This is a genomic window from Variovorax sp. UC74_104, from assembly GCF_044055375.1.
GTDB lineage: Bacteria > Pseudomonadota > Gammaproteobacteria > Burkholderiales > Burkholderiaceae_C > Variovorax.
In genome coordinates this window covers 105211-121001 of sequence record NZ_CP171979.1, presented here as the reverse complement: position 1 = coordinate 121001, position 15791 = coordinate 105211, and the positions used below count along the sequence as shown (strand labels likewise).

Sequence of the window (15791 nt, the reverse complement as noted above, 5' to 3'; positions counted from 1 at the left end):
CGCCGCGCGGCTATGGTGCCGCCGAGCTTTTCCTCAGCCTTCATGTCCACCACCGCCGAAATTTCTGCCCCCGTTCCTGTGCGCGCCGTTGCGCATGCGCCCCTCGTCTCCGCGGCCACGCTGCATCAATGGCTGCAGGACGGCCGCGAGCTCGCGCTGCTCGACATCCGCGAACACGGCCAGTACGGCGAGGGGCATCCCTTCTTCGCTGTGCACGCCGGCTACAGCCGCCTTGAGACCGAAGTGGCCCGACTCGTGCCGCGGCGCGCCACCCGCACCGTGCTGTTCGACGACGGCGACGCGGATTCGGCCCTGGCGCACAAGGCGGCCGGCCGCCTCTCGGCCCTCGGCTACGACGACGTGTCGGTGCTCGCGGGCGGCGCGCCCGCCTGGTCGCGCGCAGGGCACACGCTGTTCAAGGGCGTGAACCTGCCTTCGAAGACCTTCGGCGAAGTCGCCGAACATGCCTTCGAGGTGCCGCACATCGATGCGCGCGAACTCGCCGCCCGGCAGCGCGCGGGCGAACCGCTGGTGCTGCTGGACGGCCGCACGCTCGAAGAACACCACAAGATGACGCTGCCCGGCGCGATTCCCGTGCCCAACGGCGAGCTGGCACTGCGCTGGCGCACGCTGGTGTCGGACCCCGCCACGCCCATCGTGGTGCACTGCGCGGGACGCACGCGCAGCATCGTGGGCGCGCAGATCCTGCGCGACCTCGGCGTGCCGAACCCGGTGCTCGCGCTGGAGAACGGCACGCAGGGCTGGGCGCTCGCGGGACTCGAACTGGAGCGCGGCAGCGCCCGCGCGCTTCCGCCCGCTCCCGATGCCGTGCAGCGCCAGGCGGCTCGCGAAGACGCTGCCGCTGCGGCGCGTCGCGCCGGCGTACCTGTTCTCACCGCAGCCGAAGCCCAGGGCTGGCTCGACGACGGCAACCGAACCACCTTCGTGTTCGACGTGCGCACCGCGGAAGAATTTGCCGCCGGCGGCCTGCAGGGCGCACGCCATGCGCCGGGCGGACAGCTGCTGCAGGCCACCGACCTGCAGATCGGCGTGCGCCACGCCCGCGTCCTGGTGCTCGACGACGACGACGGCGTGCGCGCGCCGGTGGTCGCACTATGGCTGCGCCGGCTCGGTCTCGACGCGGCCCTGGTCGAGGACGGTCTCGCCAGCGACCTGCGCGTTCCGGTGCGCACGCCCGTGAAGCTTCCCGCGCCGGTGCCCGCGCTCGACGCCGATGCAGTGCCCGCGTGGAGCGAGGACGCCCGCGGACTCCCGGCCGTGCTCGACCTGCGCCCCTCGCGCGCCTACAGGGCTTCTCATGCACGCGGCGCGGTCTGGTCGATCCGACCGCGCGTGGTGGCCGATGCCCGCGCCGCGACCGGTGGCGACCCGCAGCGGCCCGTGCTGCTGGTCGCCCCCGACGAAAGCCTCGCACGGCTGGCAGCGCAGGACCTGCGCGAAGCCGGCTGGCAGCAGCTCTCGTGGACCAGCGCCGAGGCGCTCGAATCCGCGGGCTGGCCCCGGCAGGCCACGCCCGCTTCGCCTTCGGACGGCGAGGCCATCGACTACCTGCTCTTCGTGCACGACCGGCACGACGGCAATCTCGACGCCGCGCGCCGCTATCTGGACTGGGAGCTCGGCCTGATCGCGCAGTGCTCGCCCGAGGAACTCGCGAGCTTCCGCGTTCCCGCTGGCGCGCATGAAAGCTCGCACGGAAAAACGCATATCGATAGTTGAAGGTGTTCGTTGCAGCGGCAGTCGCGGCCTCGGAAGATCGCCGCCTGCATTGCTTTGCCCTTTTCGCTCCTCGAACCCGATGATTTCCCGCTCGCGCCCTTCCCTTTTCCCGTCGCGCACCGCCGTCGCGCTCGCCACCCTTCTCGGCCTGTGCGCCGGCGCCGCCCATGCCGATGCCACGCTCGAGCGCATCAAGCAGCGCGGCAAGGTCGCCATCGGTGTCATGGTGAACGGCGGCCCCTTCGGCTCGATCGACCCCGCCACCCAGCAGCTGGTCGGCTGGAACCCCGACCTGGCGCGCGAGCTCGCCAAGCAGCTCGGCGCCGAAGCCGAGCTGGTGCAGGTGCAGCCTTCGAACCGCGTGCAGTTCCTGCAATCGGGCAAGGTCGACCTGCTGATCGCCTCGATGGAATACAACGCCGACCGCGGCGAGATCCTGGGCCATGCGCCCACTCCCTTCTACCGTGTCGGCGGCACCGCGGCCGTGCTCAAGACCAGCGGCATCGCCAAGTGGGAAGACCTGCGCGGCAAGGTCGTCTGCGCCTCGCAGGGCAGCAGCTACGTGAAGCCGCTGCAGGAGCAATACGGCGCGCAGGTGCGCGGCTTCAAGACCTCCGCCGAATCGCTGCTCGCGCTGCGCGGCGGCAACTGCGTGGCGGCCGTGCATGACTCCACGCTGATCCAGCCGCTGCTGCGCGGCAACGCCGAATGGGCCGCCTACGCGGCGCCGATCCGTGAAGAGATCCTGCCCGCGCCCTCAGTGGTATGGACCCGCAAGGGCGAGGCCGACACCATCGCCGCCGTCGACAAGGTGGTGCAGCAATGGCATCGCAGCGGCTGGCTGATCGCCACCGAGAAGCGCAACGGCATCGAGCCCCCGCAGGCGCTGCTGCCCGAGCTGCAGGCCAAGTTCAAGGCGCCTTGAGCGTCGGCGTCGAAGGCCCGCACCTCGCAGGACTGTCGGACCGCCGCACTTCTCCCGCCGTCGTTTCGAATCAGGCCGCCTTCGCGCGGCCTTGGAGCTTCTTTGCCATGAAAAATCGCTTTCTCGCTCCGCTGCTCTCGGCACTGTGCCTGCTGGGCTGCGGCATCGAGGCAGCGCATGCCGATGCCACGCTCGACAAGATCAGACAGCGCGGCAAGCTGTCCGTCGGCATCGACGGCGCCAGTCCGCCCTTTGGCCTGCTCGACGCCGCCACAGGCAAGGTCGGGGGCTATCAGACCGACCTGGCCCGCGACATCGCGAAGCGGCTTGGCGTGGCACTGGAAACGGTGCCTGTGACGGCCTCCACGCGGGTGCAGTTCCTGCAGGCCGGCAAGGTCGATCTGCTGATCGCCAACATCCAGTGGACTCAGGAGCGCAGCGAGATCCTGAGTTTTGCGCCCACGCCTTACGACCTTGTCGGCGGCGCGGCCTTGGTCGCCAAGTCGAGCGGCATCCATCGCTGGGAAGACCTGCGCGGCAAGGTGGCCTGCGTGTCCCAGGGCAGCAACTTCGCGCGGCCGCTGCAGGAGACCTACGGCGCGGTCGTGAAAGGGCTGCGCGGCATCCCCGAATCGCTGCTGGCGCTGAAGGGCGGCACCTGCGCGGCGTCGGTCCATATCCAGCCTGCGCTTTACCACACCCTGAACGGCGAGAGTGCCGGCGAGTGGAAAGACTTCGAACTCGCCACCGCCGACCAGTTGATCCCCTCGCCCACCGTCGTATGGACGCGGCGCGGCGAAGCCGACACCCAGGCCTTCGTCGACAAGGCGATCCGTGACTGGCATCGCTCCGGACTGCTGCTGGCGACGGCACGCAAGTACGGGGTGCCCGACGCCTACATCCAGGCCGCGCACCAGAAGGCGCTGCAAGACCGCTACGACGCCGCCCCCTTCGAGAAAGACTTCAAGTGACCGCCATGAAACTGCTCCACCGCGCGGGCCTGCTGGCCCTCGCTATCGCCGCCGGCGCGGCCCATGCCGACGCGACCCTCGACAAGATCAAGCAGCGCGGCAAGGTCGTGGTCGGCGTGATGCTTTCGGGGCCACCCTTCGGCACCATCGACCCGGTCACGCAGAAGCACGTCGGCTACAACGTGGAGCTGGCCGAGGGGGTTGCCAAGGGCCTCGGCGTGGGCCTGGAGACGGTGCAGGTGCAGCCCTCCAACCGCGTGCAGTTCCTGCAGCAGGGCAAGGTCGACCTGCTGATCGCCAACATGCAGTGGACGCAGGAGCGCAGCGAGATCCTCTCCTTCGTGCCCACGCCCTTCGAGGAGGTCGGCGGCGCGGCCATCGCGGCCAAGGGCAGCGGCATCTCGAAGTGGGAAGACCTGAAAGGCAAGCCGATCTGCGTCTCGCAGGGCAGCAACTTCACCAAGCCGCTGGCCGACCAGTACGGCGCGCAGATCAAGGCCTTCCGCGGGCAGCCCGAGTCGCTGCTGGCGCTCAAGGGCGGCAACTGCGTCGCGGCGGTGCATGTGAGCCCCACGCTGCGCGAGCTGGTGGCGGACAACCCCGACTGGAAGAACCACGAGATCGTGTCGCCGTCGGACCTGATCCCCTCGCCCTCGGTGATCTGGGTGCGCAAGGGCGAGGCCGACGTGCAGTCGGCCCTCGACCGCGTCGTGCAGGACTGGCACCGCACCGGCTGGCTGATCGCGGTCGAGAAGAAGAACGGCATGACGCCCACGCCCCTGCTCTACCAGCTCAAGGACAAGTTCGGCAAGGCGCCGTCCTGAGGAGCCCGCGATGACGACTTCTCCATCCGACGCATTCCCCCTGTCTCAGCGCGCACGGCGCGTGAAGCTCTCGGCCAACGCCGCAGCCAGCGGTCGCGCCGCCGCGCTCGCCGCCCAGGGGCGCGACGTACTCACGCTGACCTCCGGCGAGCCCGACTTCGACACGCCCGAGCCGATCAAGCAGGCGGCCGTGGCGGCGCTGGCACGCGGCGAGACCAAGTACACGGCCACGCCCGGCACGCTGCGCCTGCGCGAGGCGATCCGTGCCAAGTACCGCCGCGAGAACGCGCTCGACTACGCCGTCTCGCAGATCGTGGTGGCCAACGGCGCGAAGCAGGTGATCTTCCAGGCACTGGCGGCCACGCTCGATGCGGGCGACGAAGTCATCGTGCCCGCGCCCTACTGGCCCTCCTTTCCCGACATCGTGCGGGTGAACGACGGCACGCCGGTCATCGTCGCGAGCGACGAGTCCAGCGGCTTCAAGCTCACGCCACAGGCCCTCGAACAGGCCATCACGCCGCGCACGCGCTGGCTGGTGCTCAACTCGCCGGGCAATCCGACCGGCGCCGTGTATGCGGCCGGCGAGCTCGCCGCGCTTGCCGAAGTGCTGCGCCGCCATCCGCGCGTGCTGGTGCTGTGGGACGAGGTCTACGAGCACATCTGGTTCGGGGCCGAGGCGCCCGCGCACCTGCTGCATGTGGCGCCCGACCTGCGCGAGCGCGCGCTGCTGGTCAACGGCGCATCGAAGACCTATGCCATGACCGGCTGGCGCATCGGCTGGGGCGCGGGGCCGCAGGCGTTGGTGAGCGCGATGGTGGTGATCCAGTCGCAGGTGTCCTCGGGCGCCAACGCGATCGGCCAGGCGGCGACCGAGGCGGCCCTGCAGTCGCCCGACCAGAGCTTCGTGGCTGCGGCGCGCTCGGCCTATGCCCGCCGCGCCGCCTTCGTGAGCACGGCGCTCGATGCGGTGCCCGGCCTCTCGGTGCACGCACCGGAAGGCGCCTTCTTCGTCTACGTGAACTGCGGCGCGCTGATCGGCCGCGTGCGGCCCGACGGCCGGTCCATCGCCAGCGACACCGACGTGGTCGACTGGCTGCTCGACGCCGAGGGCGTGGCTGTGGTGGACGGGCCTTCGTACGGGCTCTCGCCCTACTTCCGCCTGTCGATCGCCGCAGGCGACGCGGTGCTGGCCGATGCGGTCGGCCGCATCGGGCGCGCGGTCGCGGCGCTGAGCCCTTCCGGCGAAGCGACCCCCGCGCGCGCCGCACTGGAGGCCGCCGGATGAGCGACGCGCTGCTGGCGCAAGCCGTCGCCGCCCTCAAGACGGTGGGCCTGAACTACGCCTTCGTGCTCGACGTGGGCGAGCGCAGCGCCTTCCTGCGCGGCCTGGGCGTCACGCTGCAGCTGTGCCTGCTGACCATTCCCTGCAGCCTGGCGGCCGGCGTGTTGATCGCGGCGGCGCTGACCTCCGGCCGTGCGTGGCTGGCGACGCCGGCGCGCGCCTTCGTCGAGGTCACGCGCAACACGCCCACGCTGGTGCAGCTGTACTGCGCCTTCCTCGTGCTCAACATGCTGATCACGCAGCACGTGAAGCTGCCCGGCGGCAATCCGCTCACGCCCTTCGTGTGGGTGGTGATCGTGGTGTCGCTGCACAAGGGCGTGTTCCATGCCGAGGCGCTGCGCGCGGGCATCGAGGCGGTGCCGCGCGTCACGCTGGAGGCGGCGCGCTCGCTGGGCTTCTCGCAGCGCCAGCTGCTGTCGCGCGTGGAGCTGCCGCTGGCGCTGCGCTTCGCGCTGCCGTCGCTGGTCAACAACCTGGTCGACCTGGTCAAGATGACAGCGGTGGCCTCGGCCATCGCGGTGGGCGACGTGACCTACGAATCCATCATGATCTGGACGCAGCGCGACAACGTGCTCGAGCTGCTGCTGCTGATCCTGATCTTCTTCGGCCTGCTGACCTGGCTCGTGAGCCTGGCGGGCCGCTGGCTCGAAGAACGCTTGAGGATGCCAGGCTATGGCCAATGAGATCGCCCTTGCCCACGCCCAGGCCGTGATCCGCCCCGGCGCCGATGCGCCTGCGTGGCGGCGTCCCTGGGCGCTCGTCGCGTGGGCCGTGCTGGCGCTCGTGGCCTTCTGGGTCGCCACGGGCACCACGCCCGTCGCGTTCGTCCATCTCTGGAAGTGGTCGCCCGCCCTGCTGCGCGGCCTGCTGGCCAACATCGAGATCAGCGTGCTGGCGATGGCGCTGGGCACGCTGGCCGGGCTGGTGGTGGGGGCGCTGTCGCTCTCGCCGCTGAGGGTGCTGCGGGTGGTCACGCGCTGGTATGTGCAGGTGTTCCGCAATGCGCCGGTGCTGGTGCTGATCTATTTCACGACCTACGTGTTCCCGTTCGAGCTGCACCTGGTTTCGTGGACCTTCCCGTTTCCCGACTGGCTCAAGGTCGTGCTCGGCCTCGCGCTGCCGGCCAGCGCGAACGTGGCGGAAATCTTCCGCGGCGCGATCCAGTCGATCCCCAGCGCGCAATGGGAGGCGGCGCAGTCGCTAGCGTTCAGGCGCAGCGAGATCTTCCGCCTCATCGTGCTGCCGCAGTGCCTGCGCCGCATGCTGCCGCCGTGGATGAACCTCTACGCGAGCATCACCATGAGCACCGCGCTGGCCTCGCTGGTGGGCGTGCACGACGTGGTCGACACGGCGCAGATCGCGAGCAACACGGTGGCGCGCACCGACTTCACCATCCTCGTCTACTTCACGCTGCTGGGCCTGTTCTTCGCCTACTGCTACCCGATCGCGCGCGCCACCCGCGCGCTGGAACGCCGCCATGACCGCCACTGAGACCACCTTTTCCGTCTCCCACTCCTCTCCACCGCACCGGAGAAGCCGCTCGTGGCGCTGGGCGGCGTGCACCTGCGCTTCGGCGCCAACGAGGTGCTCAAGGGCATCGACCTGGAGGTGCGGCGCGGCGAGGCCGTCTCCATCATCGGGCCCTCGGGCTCGGGCAAGTCGACCATCCTGCGCTGCATCACCGGCCTGCTGCGGCCGCAGAGCGGCTCGATTCGGGTGGGCGACACGCAGGTGGAGACGCTTCGCTCCGAAGCCGAGCTGATCGCGCTGCGCAAGCGCGTGGGCTTCGTGTTCCAGCAGTACAACCTGTTCCCGCACCTCACGGTGCTGGAGAACCTGGTGATCGCCCCCACCCGCGTGGCCGGCCGGGACCGCGCCGAGGCCCTGCGCGAGGCGCGCGTGCTGCTCGACAAGGTGCGGCTGTCGCACAAGGAGGCGGCCTACCCCGGCGAGCTTTCCGGCGGGCAGCAGCAGCGCGTGGCGATCGCCCGGGCGCTGGCGATGCGGCCCGAGCTGATCCTGTTCGACGAGGTGACCTCCGCCCTCGACCCCGAGACCGTGGGCGAGGTGCTGACGGTGATCCGCGACCTGGTGCAGGAAGGCCTGACATGCGTGCTGGTGACGCACGAGATGCGCTTCGCGGAGGAGATCAGCGACCAGGTGTATTTCACCGAGGCCGGCGTGATCGTCGAGCACGGCCCCGCACGAGACATCTTTGGCCAGCCCCGCAGCGAGCGCACCCGCGCCTTCCTGCACCGCGCGCTGGGCGATGGCTCGCGCAACGCGCCGGCGCGGCCAGCACCGGTTCCCGAGGCGCTGCCTTTCGAGCGGCTGCGCTTCGCACTGTGACCCCCTTCCAGTCCTCACTCCGATCCACGACATGACGACAACCACCCCCAGCACCTTCGCCACCCCACTGGCCGCCGAACGCCGCGCCGCGGTCGCCCAGGCCCTCGACGACATCCGCGCGATCGCGGCCGCCGAGCCCTTCGACCGTGCAGTGCTCGCGCGCATCACGGCGCGGCTCGAGGAGCTGGCTTCGCGCACGGCGCTGTTCCCGCGCGCCGACTTTCCGCCGCCCGCAGCCACCGAGGGCGTGGGCGCCTCGACGCGCTACCGCCTCAATGCGGAGGACGGCGACGACGACGTGGCGCTCTACCTGAACTCCATCAACCCCGGCAAGACCTCGATCCCGCACAACCACACGACGTGGGCCACCATCGTGGCGGTCGAGGGCCAGGAGGAAAATCGCGTCTACCGCCGCACCGACGACGGCAGCGACCCTGCAGTGGCCAGGCTGGAGCTGGAGCGCGAGGTGACGGTGCAGCCCGGCACCTCCATCGGCTTCCTGGCGGACGACCTGCACAGCATCCACGTGATCGGCGACAGGCCCACGCTGCACTTCCACCTGTACGGCCGGCCGCTGGAGACGCTCTCGCAGCGCATCGGCGTGAACCTGGAGACCGGCGCGGTCGTGAACTACAACGCCACGCAGCTCAAGCCCAGCAAGGTGGCCGCATGAGCGCGGGGAACGTCGAAAACGCCGGACATCGGCTGCACGGCACCACGCAACTGCTTCACGCCGGCGCGCCGGCGCTGCGCGACGGCTCGGGCCCGGTCAACGTGCCGGTAGTGCGCACGAGCACCGTGCGCTTCGAGAACACCGCGGCCTACACCGACTTCCACCATCGCCGCGACGCCGGCGAGCGCGTGGCCTCCTACGGGCGGCATGGGCTCGACACCCATCGCGCGCTGGAAGACGCGGTCGCCGGACTGGAAGGCGGGCACCGCGCCTTCCTCACGCCCTCGGGCCTGTCGGCCATCGCGCTGGTGCTGCTCGCGCTGCTGTCGCCGGGCGACCACGCGCTGGTGGTCGACGGCGTGTACGCGCCGCTGCGCCGGGTGGACAACACGCTGCTCAAGCGGCTGGGCATCACGGTCGAGTACTTCTCGCCCGCGCGCGACGACCTGGCGAGCCTGCTGCGGCCGAACACGCGCCTCGTCTACCTCGAATCGCCGAGCTCGCTGCTCTACGAAGTGCTGGACCTGCCTGCCCTGAGCGCCATCGCGCGCGAGCGCGGCGTGACGGTGGCGGCCGACAACACATGGAGCGGCGGCTGGTTCTACAAGCCGCTTGCGCTGGGCGCCAACATCTCGATCCAGGCGGCCACCAAGTACATCTCGGGCCACTCCGACCTGATGCAGGGCATCGTGGTGGTCGACAGCCCGGCGCTGGCGGCGAAGGTGCGCACGGCGCACGATGCCCTGGGCCTGACCATCGGCGCCGATGACGCCTACCTCGCGCTGCGCGGCCTGCGCACGCTGCCCGTGCGCCTGGCCCAGCACCAGCGCAACGCCACCGAGGTCGCGCGCTTCCTCCAGCAGCAGCCGCAGGTCGGCCGCGTGTACTACCCGGCGCTGCCGGAGGACCCCGGCCACGCACTGTGGAAGCGCGACTTCAGCGGCGCGAGCGGACTGGTCTCCTTCGCCTTGCCGCAGGCCACGCCGGCCCAGGCCGATGCCTTCGTCGACGCGCTCACGCTGTTCGGGGTCGGCGCCTCGTGGGGCGGCTACGAGAGCCTGGCCCTCGTCGCCCAACCCGAGCGGCTGCGCGAGCACCCGCAATGGACGCACGACGTGCCGGTGATCCGCCTGCATGTCGGCCTGGAAGACCCACGCGATCTCACGGCCGACCTGGCGCAGGCCCTCGCCGGGATCGCGGAGGCGCCGGTGCCGGCGACCAAGCCCGCCGCCGCGCCTTTCCCGGAACTGCTGCGGGCCGAGGCCCACCTGCGCTGAGCCTTGGCTTCGAGCCCTCGCTGAGCCCGCGCTGAGCCCTCTTTTATTCGCTCCCTTCTTTCCTCCGCTGCCCACGGGCAGCCCATCCGCATCGCCGCCATGCCCTCTCCTTCCGCATCCTCCAACCCGAACGCGGCCGATCCGCGCCTGCGCATTGCCGTCGACGTCGGCGGCACCTTCACCGACGTGGTGCTGCTGCGCGGCGCCGAGAAGCACACCCTGAAAGTGCTCACCACGCCATCGGCACCCGAGCAGGCCGTGCTCGGCGGCGTCGAGGAAGTGCTTCAGCAGGCGGGCGCAGGCTGGGCCGACGTCGACCTGCTGATCCTAGGCACCACGCTGGCCACCAACGCGCTGATCGAGCGCAAGGGCGCGCCCACTGCGCTGCTCACCACGCATGGCTTTCGCGACCTGGTGGAGATCGGCCTGGAAGACCGCTTCGCGCAGTACGACGTGTTCCTCGACAAGCCGGCGCCGCTGGTGCCGCGCCACTGGCGCCATGGCGTAGTCGAGCGCGTGGACGCGGCCGGCCGCGTGATCACGCCGCTGGACGAGGCGCAGGTGGCCGCACTGGCCAGGCAGCTGGTGGCCGACGGCATCGAGAGCGTGGCCGTGTGCTTCCTGCACGGCTACGCCAACCCGGTGCACGAGCGCCGCGTGCGCGAGCTGCTGCGCGAGCACGCGCCGGGCCTGTGGGTGTCGCTGGCTTCCGACGTCTGCCCCGAGATCCGCGAGTACGAGCGGCTTTCCACCATCAGCGCCAACGCCTACGTGCAGCCGCAGGTGGCGGGCTACCTTCGCCGGCTGCACGAGGGGGCCAGCGCGCGCGGCCTGCGTGCCGAACCCTTCCTCATGACCTCGGGCGGCGCCATCACCACGCTGCAGGCCGGCATCGACGAGCCCGTGCGGCTGGTCGAGTCGGGCCCCGCGGGCGGCGCGGTGCTGGCGCGCCAGGTGGCCGAGCAGATCGGTGCGCCGCGCGCGCTCTCGTTCGACATGGGCGGCACTACCGCCAAGATCTGCTTCATCGACGACTACCAGCCGCAGATCAGCCGCAGCTTCGAGTTCGGCCGGGTGCACCGGCACCTGAAGGGCTCGGGCCTGCCGATCCGCATCCCGGTGATCGAGATGGTGGAGATCGGCGCCGGCGGCGGTTCCATCGCGCGCGTCAACCACCTGGGCGTGGTGCAGGTCGGGCCCGACAGCGCGGGCTCCGCGCCCGGCCCTGCCGCCTACGGCCTGGGCGGCGAGCAGCCCACCGTGACCGACGCGCATGCCGCGCTCGGCACCATCGACCCGGCGCGCTTCGCGGTTGGCAAGGTGCGGCTCGATCCGCAGCGCGCACGCGACGCGCTGCTGCAGGACCTGACGACGCAGACCGGCCTCGACGTGGAGAATGCCGCGCAGGCGGTGGTCGAGATCGTCACCGAGAACATGGCCAACGCCGCGCGCGTGCACGCCTCCGAGCTCGGCAAGGCGGCCGAGGAAAGCACGCTGATCGCCTTCGGCGGTGCGGCGCCGCTGCACGCCGCCCTGCTCGCGCGCAAGCTGGGCGTGGCCCGGCTCGTGATCCCCAATTCGGCCGGCGTCGGCTCGGCGCTGGGTTTCCTCTGGGCGCCCGTGGCCTACCAGACCGTGCGCAGCCTCGCGCAGCGGCTCGACCGCATCGACCATGCCGCGGTGGACCGGCTGCTGGCCGAACTCACCGCCACCGCCGACGACGTGGTGCTGCGCGCCGCGCCCGCCGCTGCGCTGGTGCGCCATCGCCAGGCCTTCATGCGCTACGCCGGCCAGGGCCACGAGATTCCCGTCGAGCTGCCCGAGGGGCCGTTCGACGCCGCCGCGAGCGCCACCCTGCACCGGCGCTTCGAGGAGCGCTATGCCGCACTCTACGGCCGCAGCCTGCCGCACATCGCGGCCGAGGCGGTGAGCTGGTCGGTCGCGGTGGAAGCCGGCGGCCGCGCCGCACCCGAGCCCGACGAAGTGGCCGCGGACACGGGCCGCGCCGAGCCCTCCGGCACGCGCCGCCTGTATGACGCCGACGCCGGACAGTGGGCCGAGGTGCCCGTCTACGAACGCACCGCCCTCGGCGCGGGCAAGTGGATCGCAGGCCCGGCGCTCGTCGTGGAGGACGAGACGACCACGCATGTCATCGCGGGCTTCGAGGCACGCGTCAGCAAGCTGGGCGCGCTGGTGCTCGACGACACCACCGCCGCCCGGGCGGCGCACGCCGAAGCCGACGAGGCCACCGAAGCGGAGGCCGCATGACGGGCACGGGCCGCCAGGCCCTGCGCCAGCAGCTGGTGTGGAGCCGCCTGCTCGCGGTGGTGGAGGAGCAGGCGCAGGCGCTGATCCGCACCGCTTTCGGCACGCCGACGCGCGAGGCCGGAGACCTGTCGGCGGGCGTGTTCCTGCCCGACGGCCGCATGGTCGCGCAGGCCGTGACCGGCACGCCGGGACACGTCAACTCGATGGCCGACTCGGTGCTGCACTTCCTGCGCGCCTTTCCGGCCGACACCATGCGCGACGGCGACGTGTTCGTCACCAACGATCCGTGGAAAGGCACCGGCCACCTGTTCGACGTGGTCATGGTCACGCCGGTGTTCCATGGCGGCAGGCTGGTGGCGCTCTTTGCCTCCACGGTGCACGTGGTGGACATCGGCGGCGTCAACGCGGGGCCAGATGCACTGGAGATCTTCCATGAAGGCCTTTTCCTGCCGCCGCTGCGCTTCGTGAGCGAAGGCGCGATCGAGGAGGCGGTGCTGGACATCGTGCGCGCCAACGTGCGCGAGCCCGGCCAGGTGGAGGGCGACTTCCACGCGTTGGTGGCCTGCAACGCCGTCGGCGCCGCCAGGCTGCAGCGCCTGCTGCACGAGTTCGGCCTGGCCGACCTGCAAGCGCAGGGCGACTACGTCATCGAGCGCTCGCGGCTCGCCATGCGCGAGGCGCTTCGCGAATGGCCCAGGGGCACCTGGCGCAATCACATGACGGTGGACGGCTACGACACGCCCGTCGAGCTGCACGTGGCCGTCACCATCTCGGACGAGGGCGTGCTGGTCGATTTCGAGGGCACCTCGGGTGCCATCGCGCGCGGCATCAACGTGCCCAAGGCCTACACCGACGCCTACACCTCCTTCGGCATCCGCTGCCTGATCGGCGCGGACGTGCCCAACAACTCGGGCTCGCTCGCGCCCATCCGCGTGGTGGCGCCCGAGGGTTCCATCGTCCACGCGCTGCCGCCCGCGGCGGTGGCTGCGCGCGCGGCCATCGGCCAGATGCTGCCCGACCTGGTGTTCGGCGCGCTGCGCCAGGCGCGGCCGGACCGCGTGCCGGCCGAGGGGGCCTCGTCGCTGTGGAACATCCGGCTGTCCGGCGGCCAGCCGATCGAGGGTGGCCCCAACGAGGCGCTGCGCCGTGCGCGCCGCTTCAACATCGTGAGCTTCAGCACTGGCGGCACCGGCGCGCGGCCGGGCAAGGACGGACTCTCGACCACCGCCTACCCCAGCGGCGTGCGCAACGTGTCGATCGAGATCCTGGAGACGCAGGCGCCGCTGCTGTTCAGGCGCAAGGAATTCCGGCCCGATTCGGGCGGCGCCGGCGCCTCGCGCGGCGGACTGGGCCAGGTCATCGAGATCGAGAACGCCGACGGCGACCCGATGGTGCTCTCGGCCACCTGGGACCGCGTGCGCCTTCCCGCGCGCGGCGCGCGCTCGGCGGGGGCGACGGCGCTCCCGGCACGGCGCGCCTCAAGCATTCGGGCACGGTGCTGCGCGGCAAAGGCCGCCAGGTCGTCCCGGCCGGCGAGGTGCTCGTGGTCGAGACGCCCGGCGGCGCGGGCCTGGGTGACCCCGCAGCACGAGACGCCGCACGGGTGGCGCGCGACCTGAAGGCCGGACTGGTCACCCAGGCGGCCATCCACCCAACCAGAGATTTCGCAGGAACCGCTGCATGAGCACCACACCCACTCCCAAGGCGCTGGCCAGCCGCCAGCTCATCCGCAACCAGCTCGCATGGAACCGGCTGCTCTCCGTGGTCGAGGAACAGGCGCAGGTGCTGATCCATACCGCCTTCGGCACCTCCACGCGCGAGGCCGGAGACCTGTCGGCGGGCGTGTTCCTGCCCGACGGCCGCATGATCGCGCAGGCTGTGACCGGCACGCCGGGCCACGTCAACTCGATGGCCGAATCGGTCAAGCACTTCCTGCAGCGCTTTCCCATCGACACGATGGAGGACGGCGACGTATTCCTCACCAACGACCCGTGGAAGGGCACCGGCCACCTGTTCGACATGACGATGGTCACGCCTATCTTCCATGGCGAAGGCGACGCGAAAAGACCCGTGGCGCTGTTCGCCTCCACGCTGCACGTGGTCGACATCGGCGGCATCGGCTCCAGCCCCGACGGCCTGGAGATCTACCACGAGGGCCTGTTCCTGCCGATCCTGCGCTTCGTGCGCCAGGGCACGGTGGACCCTGCCGTGCGCGCGATCATCCGCGCCAACGTGCGCGACCCCGAGCAGGTCGAGGGCGACCTGTATGCGCTGGTCGCGTGCAACGAGGTGGGCGGCCGGCGCCTGCGCACGCTGCTGCGGGAATTCAGGCTGGACGACCTCGAGGCGCTGGGCGAATTCATCATCGCGCGCTCGGCCCAGGCCATGCGCGAGGCACTGCGCGACTGGCCGCGCGGCACCTGGCACAACACGCTGGTGGCCGACGGCTACGACGCGCCCATCACGCTGCAGGTGTCAGTCACCATCGCCGACGACGGCATCGTGGTGGACTTCGACGGCACCTCGGGCACGGTGGCGCGCGGCATCAACGTGGTGAAGGCCTACACCGACGCCTACACCTCCTTCGGCATCCGCTGTCTCGTGGGCTCTGACGTGCCGAACAACGCGGGCTCGCTCGGGTTGATTCGCGTGGAAGCGCCCACGGGCTGCATCCTGAACGCGCTGCCCCCCGCCGCGGTCACGGCGCGGCACGTTGTGGGCCAGCTGCTGCCCGACGCGGTGTTTGGCGCCCTGCGCCAGGCCCGCGCCGACAAGGTGCCGGCCGAAGGCGCCTCGTCGCTGTGGAACCTGCAGCTGGTCGGCGGTGAAGTGCTCGCAGGCACCAGCCAGGCCGACGCCGAGGCCGTGCGCCGCGGCGCGCGCTTCAACGTCATCAGCTTTTCCACCGGCGGCACCGGCGCGCGGCCCGGCAAGGACGGCCTTTCGGTCACCGCCTATCCGAGCGGCGTGCGCAACGTGTCGCTCGAAATCCTGGAGACGCAGGCGCCAGTCGTGTTCGAGCGCAAGGAATTCCGGGCCGATTCCGGAGGCACCGGCGCCGTGCGCGGCGGCCTGGGCCAGGTGATCGAGGTGCGTCATGCGCAGCCGGACGCCGCCTTCCTGATCGCGGCGGCCTTCGACCGTGTGGCCAACCCCGCGCGCGGGGCACTCGGGGGCGGCAATGGCGCACCGGGCAGGCTGCGGCTGGCCTCGGGCGCCACGTTGCGCGCCAAGGGCCGGCAGATCGTGCCGGCGGGCGACCGCCTGGTCGTCGAGACGCCCGGCGGCGGCGGCCTGGGCGAGCCTTCGCAGCGCGATCCGGCGCTGGTGGCGCGCGACCTGCGCGAAGGGCTTGTGTCGCCCGAGGCCTCTGCGGACGCGGGCCGTCTCGGTGCCGCGCCGGCAGAGCCGGTCACTGCCTGATT

The 15791-nt window shown here is 71.2% G+C and carries 12 protein-coding genes and 1 pseudogene; all 13 read left to right on the top strand.

The annotated features are described in order from the left end of the window. The first annotated feature begins 42 nt into the window (after positions 1-42). The 13 genes and pseudogenes from ACHMXA_RS31170 to ACHMXA_RS31110 all read left to right on the top strand — a co-directional run bounded on the left by ACHMXA_RS31170 (position 43) and on the right by ACHMXA_RS31110 (position 15789). Positions 43-1737 (top strand): rhodanese-like domain-containing protein, encoded by a 1695-nt coding sequence (locus ACHMXA_RS31170; RefSeq protein WP_395322169.1) that lies wholly within the window; start codon positions 43-45, stop codon positions 1735-1737. A 79-nt stretch (positions 1738-1816) separates the two neighbouring features. After that, positions 1817-2662, top strand: a complete 846-nt coding sequence (locus tag ACHMXA_RS31165) for a transporter substrate-binding domain-containing protein (protein ID WP_395322167.1) — start codon at positions 1817-1819, stop codon at positions 2660-2662. 107 nt (positions 2663-2769) lie between these two features. Then, positions 2770-3633 (top strand): transporter substrate-binding domain-containing protein, encoded by an 864-nt coding sequence (locus tag ACHMXA_RS31160; RefSeq protein WP_395322165.1) that lies wholly within the window; start codon positions 2770-2772, stop codon positions 3631-3633. Between the two features lie 5 nt (positions 3634-3638). Beyond that, complete coding sequence (locus ACHMXA_RS31155; RefSeq protein ID WP_395322163.1) at positions 3639-4457, top strand: transporter substrate-binding domain-containing protein; 819 nt, start codon at positions 3639-3641, stop codon at positions 4455-4457. Between the two features lie 10 nt (positions 4458-4467). Next, on the top strand, positions 4468-5742 hold the full coding sequence (locus tag ACHMXA_RS31150; RefSeq protein ID WP_395322161.1) for an aminotransferase class I/II-fold pyridoxal phosphate-dependent enzyme: 1275 nt from the start codon (positions 4468-4470) through the stop codon (positions 5740-5742). Further along, on the top strand, positions 5739-6482 hold the full coding sequence (locus ACHMXA_RS31145; RefSeq protein WP_395322159.1) for an amino acid ABC transporter permease: 744 nt from the start codon (positions 5739-5741) through the stop codon (positions 6480-6482). Before ACHMXA_RS31150 ends, ACHMXA_RS31145 begins: the two co-directional genes overlap by 4 nt. Then, positions 6472-7290: an amino acid ABC transporter permease gene (locus ACHMXA_RS31140; RefSeq protein ID WP_395322157.1), complete on the top strand. Its 819-nt coding sequence runs from the start codon at positions 6472-6474 to the stop codon at positions 7288-7290. Before ACHMXA_RS31145 ends, ACHMXA_RS31140 begins: the two co-directional genes overlap by 11 nt. Positions 7291-7341: 51 nt before the next feature. Continuing rightward, positions 7342-8148, top strand: a complete 807-nt coding sequence (locus tag ACHMXA_RS31135) for an amino acid ABC transporter ATP-binding protein (RefSeq protein WP_395322155.1) — start codon at positions 7342-7344, stop codon at positions 8146-8148. A 31-nt stretch (positions 8149-8179) separates the two neighbouring features. Beyond that, positions 8180-8821 (top strand): cysteine dioxygenase, encoded by a 642-nt coding sequence (locus tag ACHMXA_RS31130; protein WP_395322153.1) that lies wholly within the window; start codon positions 8180-8182, stop codon positions 8819-8821. Beyond that, positions 8818-10098 (top strand): cystathionine beta-lyase, encoded by a 1281-nt coding sequence (gene metC / locus ACHMXA_RS31125; RefSeq protein WP_395322151.1) that lies wholly within the window; start codon positions 8818-8820, stop codon positions 10096-10098. The genes ACHMXA_RS31130 and metC overlap by 4 nt, the downstream gene beginning before the upstream one ends. Before the next feature lie 99 nt (positions 10099-10197). Beyond that, complete coding sequence (locus ACHMXA_RS31120) at positions 10198-12366, top strand: hydantoinase/oxoprolinase family protein (protein ID WP_395322149.1); 2169 nt, start codon at positions 10198-10200, stop codon at positions 12364-12366. Beyond that, positions 12363-14050: pseudogene (locus ACHMXA_RS31115) on the top strand (hydantoinase B/oxoprolinase family protein). The gene ACHMXA_RS31120 and the pseudogene ACHMXA_RS31115 overlap by 4 nt, the downstream one beginning before the upstream one ends. After that, positions 14047-15789, top strand: coding sequence for a hydantoinase B/oxoprolinase family protein (locus ACHMXA_RS31110; protein ID WP_395322147.1), 1743 nt, complete (start codon positions 14047-14049; stop codon positions 15787-15789). The pseudogene ACHMXA_RS31115 and the gene ACHMXA_RS31110 overlap by 4 nt, the downstream one beginning before the upstream one ends. The last annotated feature ends 2 nt before the right edge of the window (positions 15790-15791 follow it).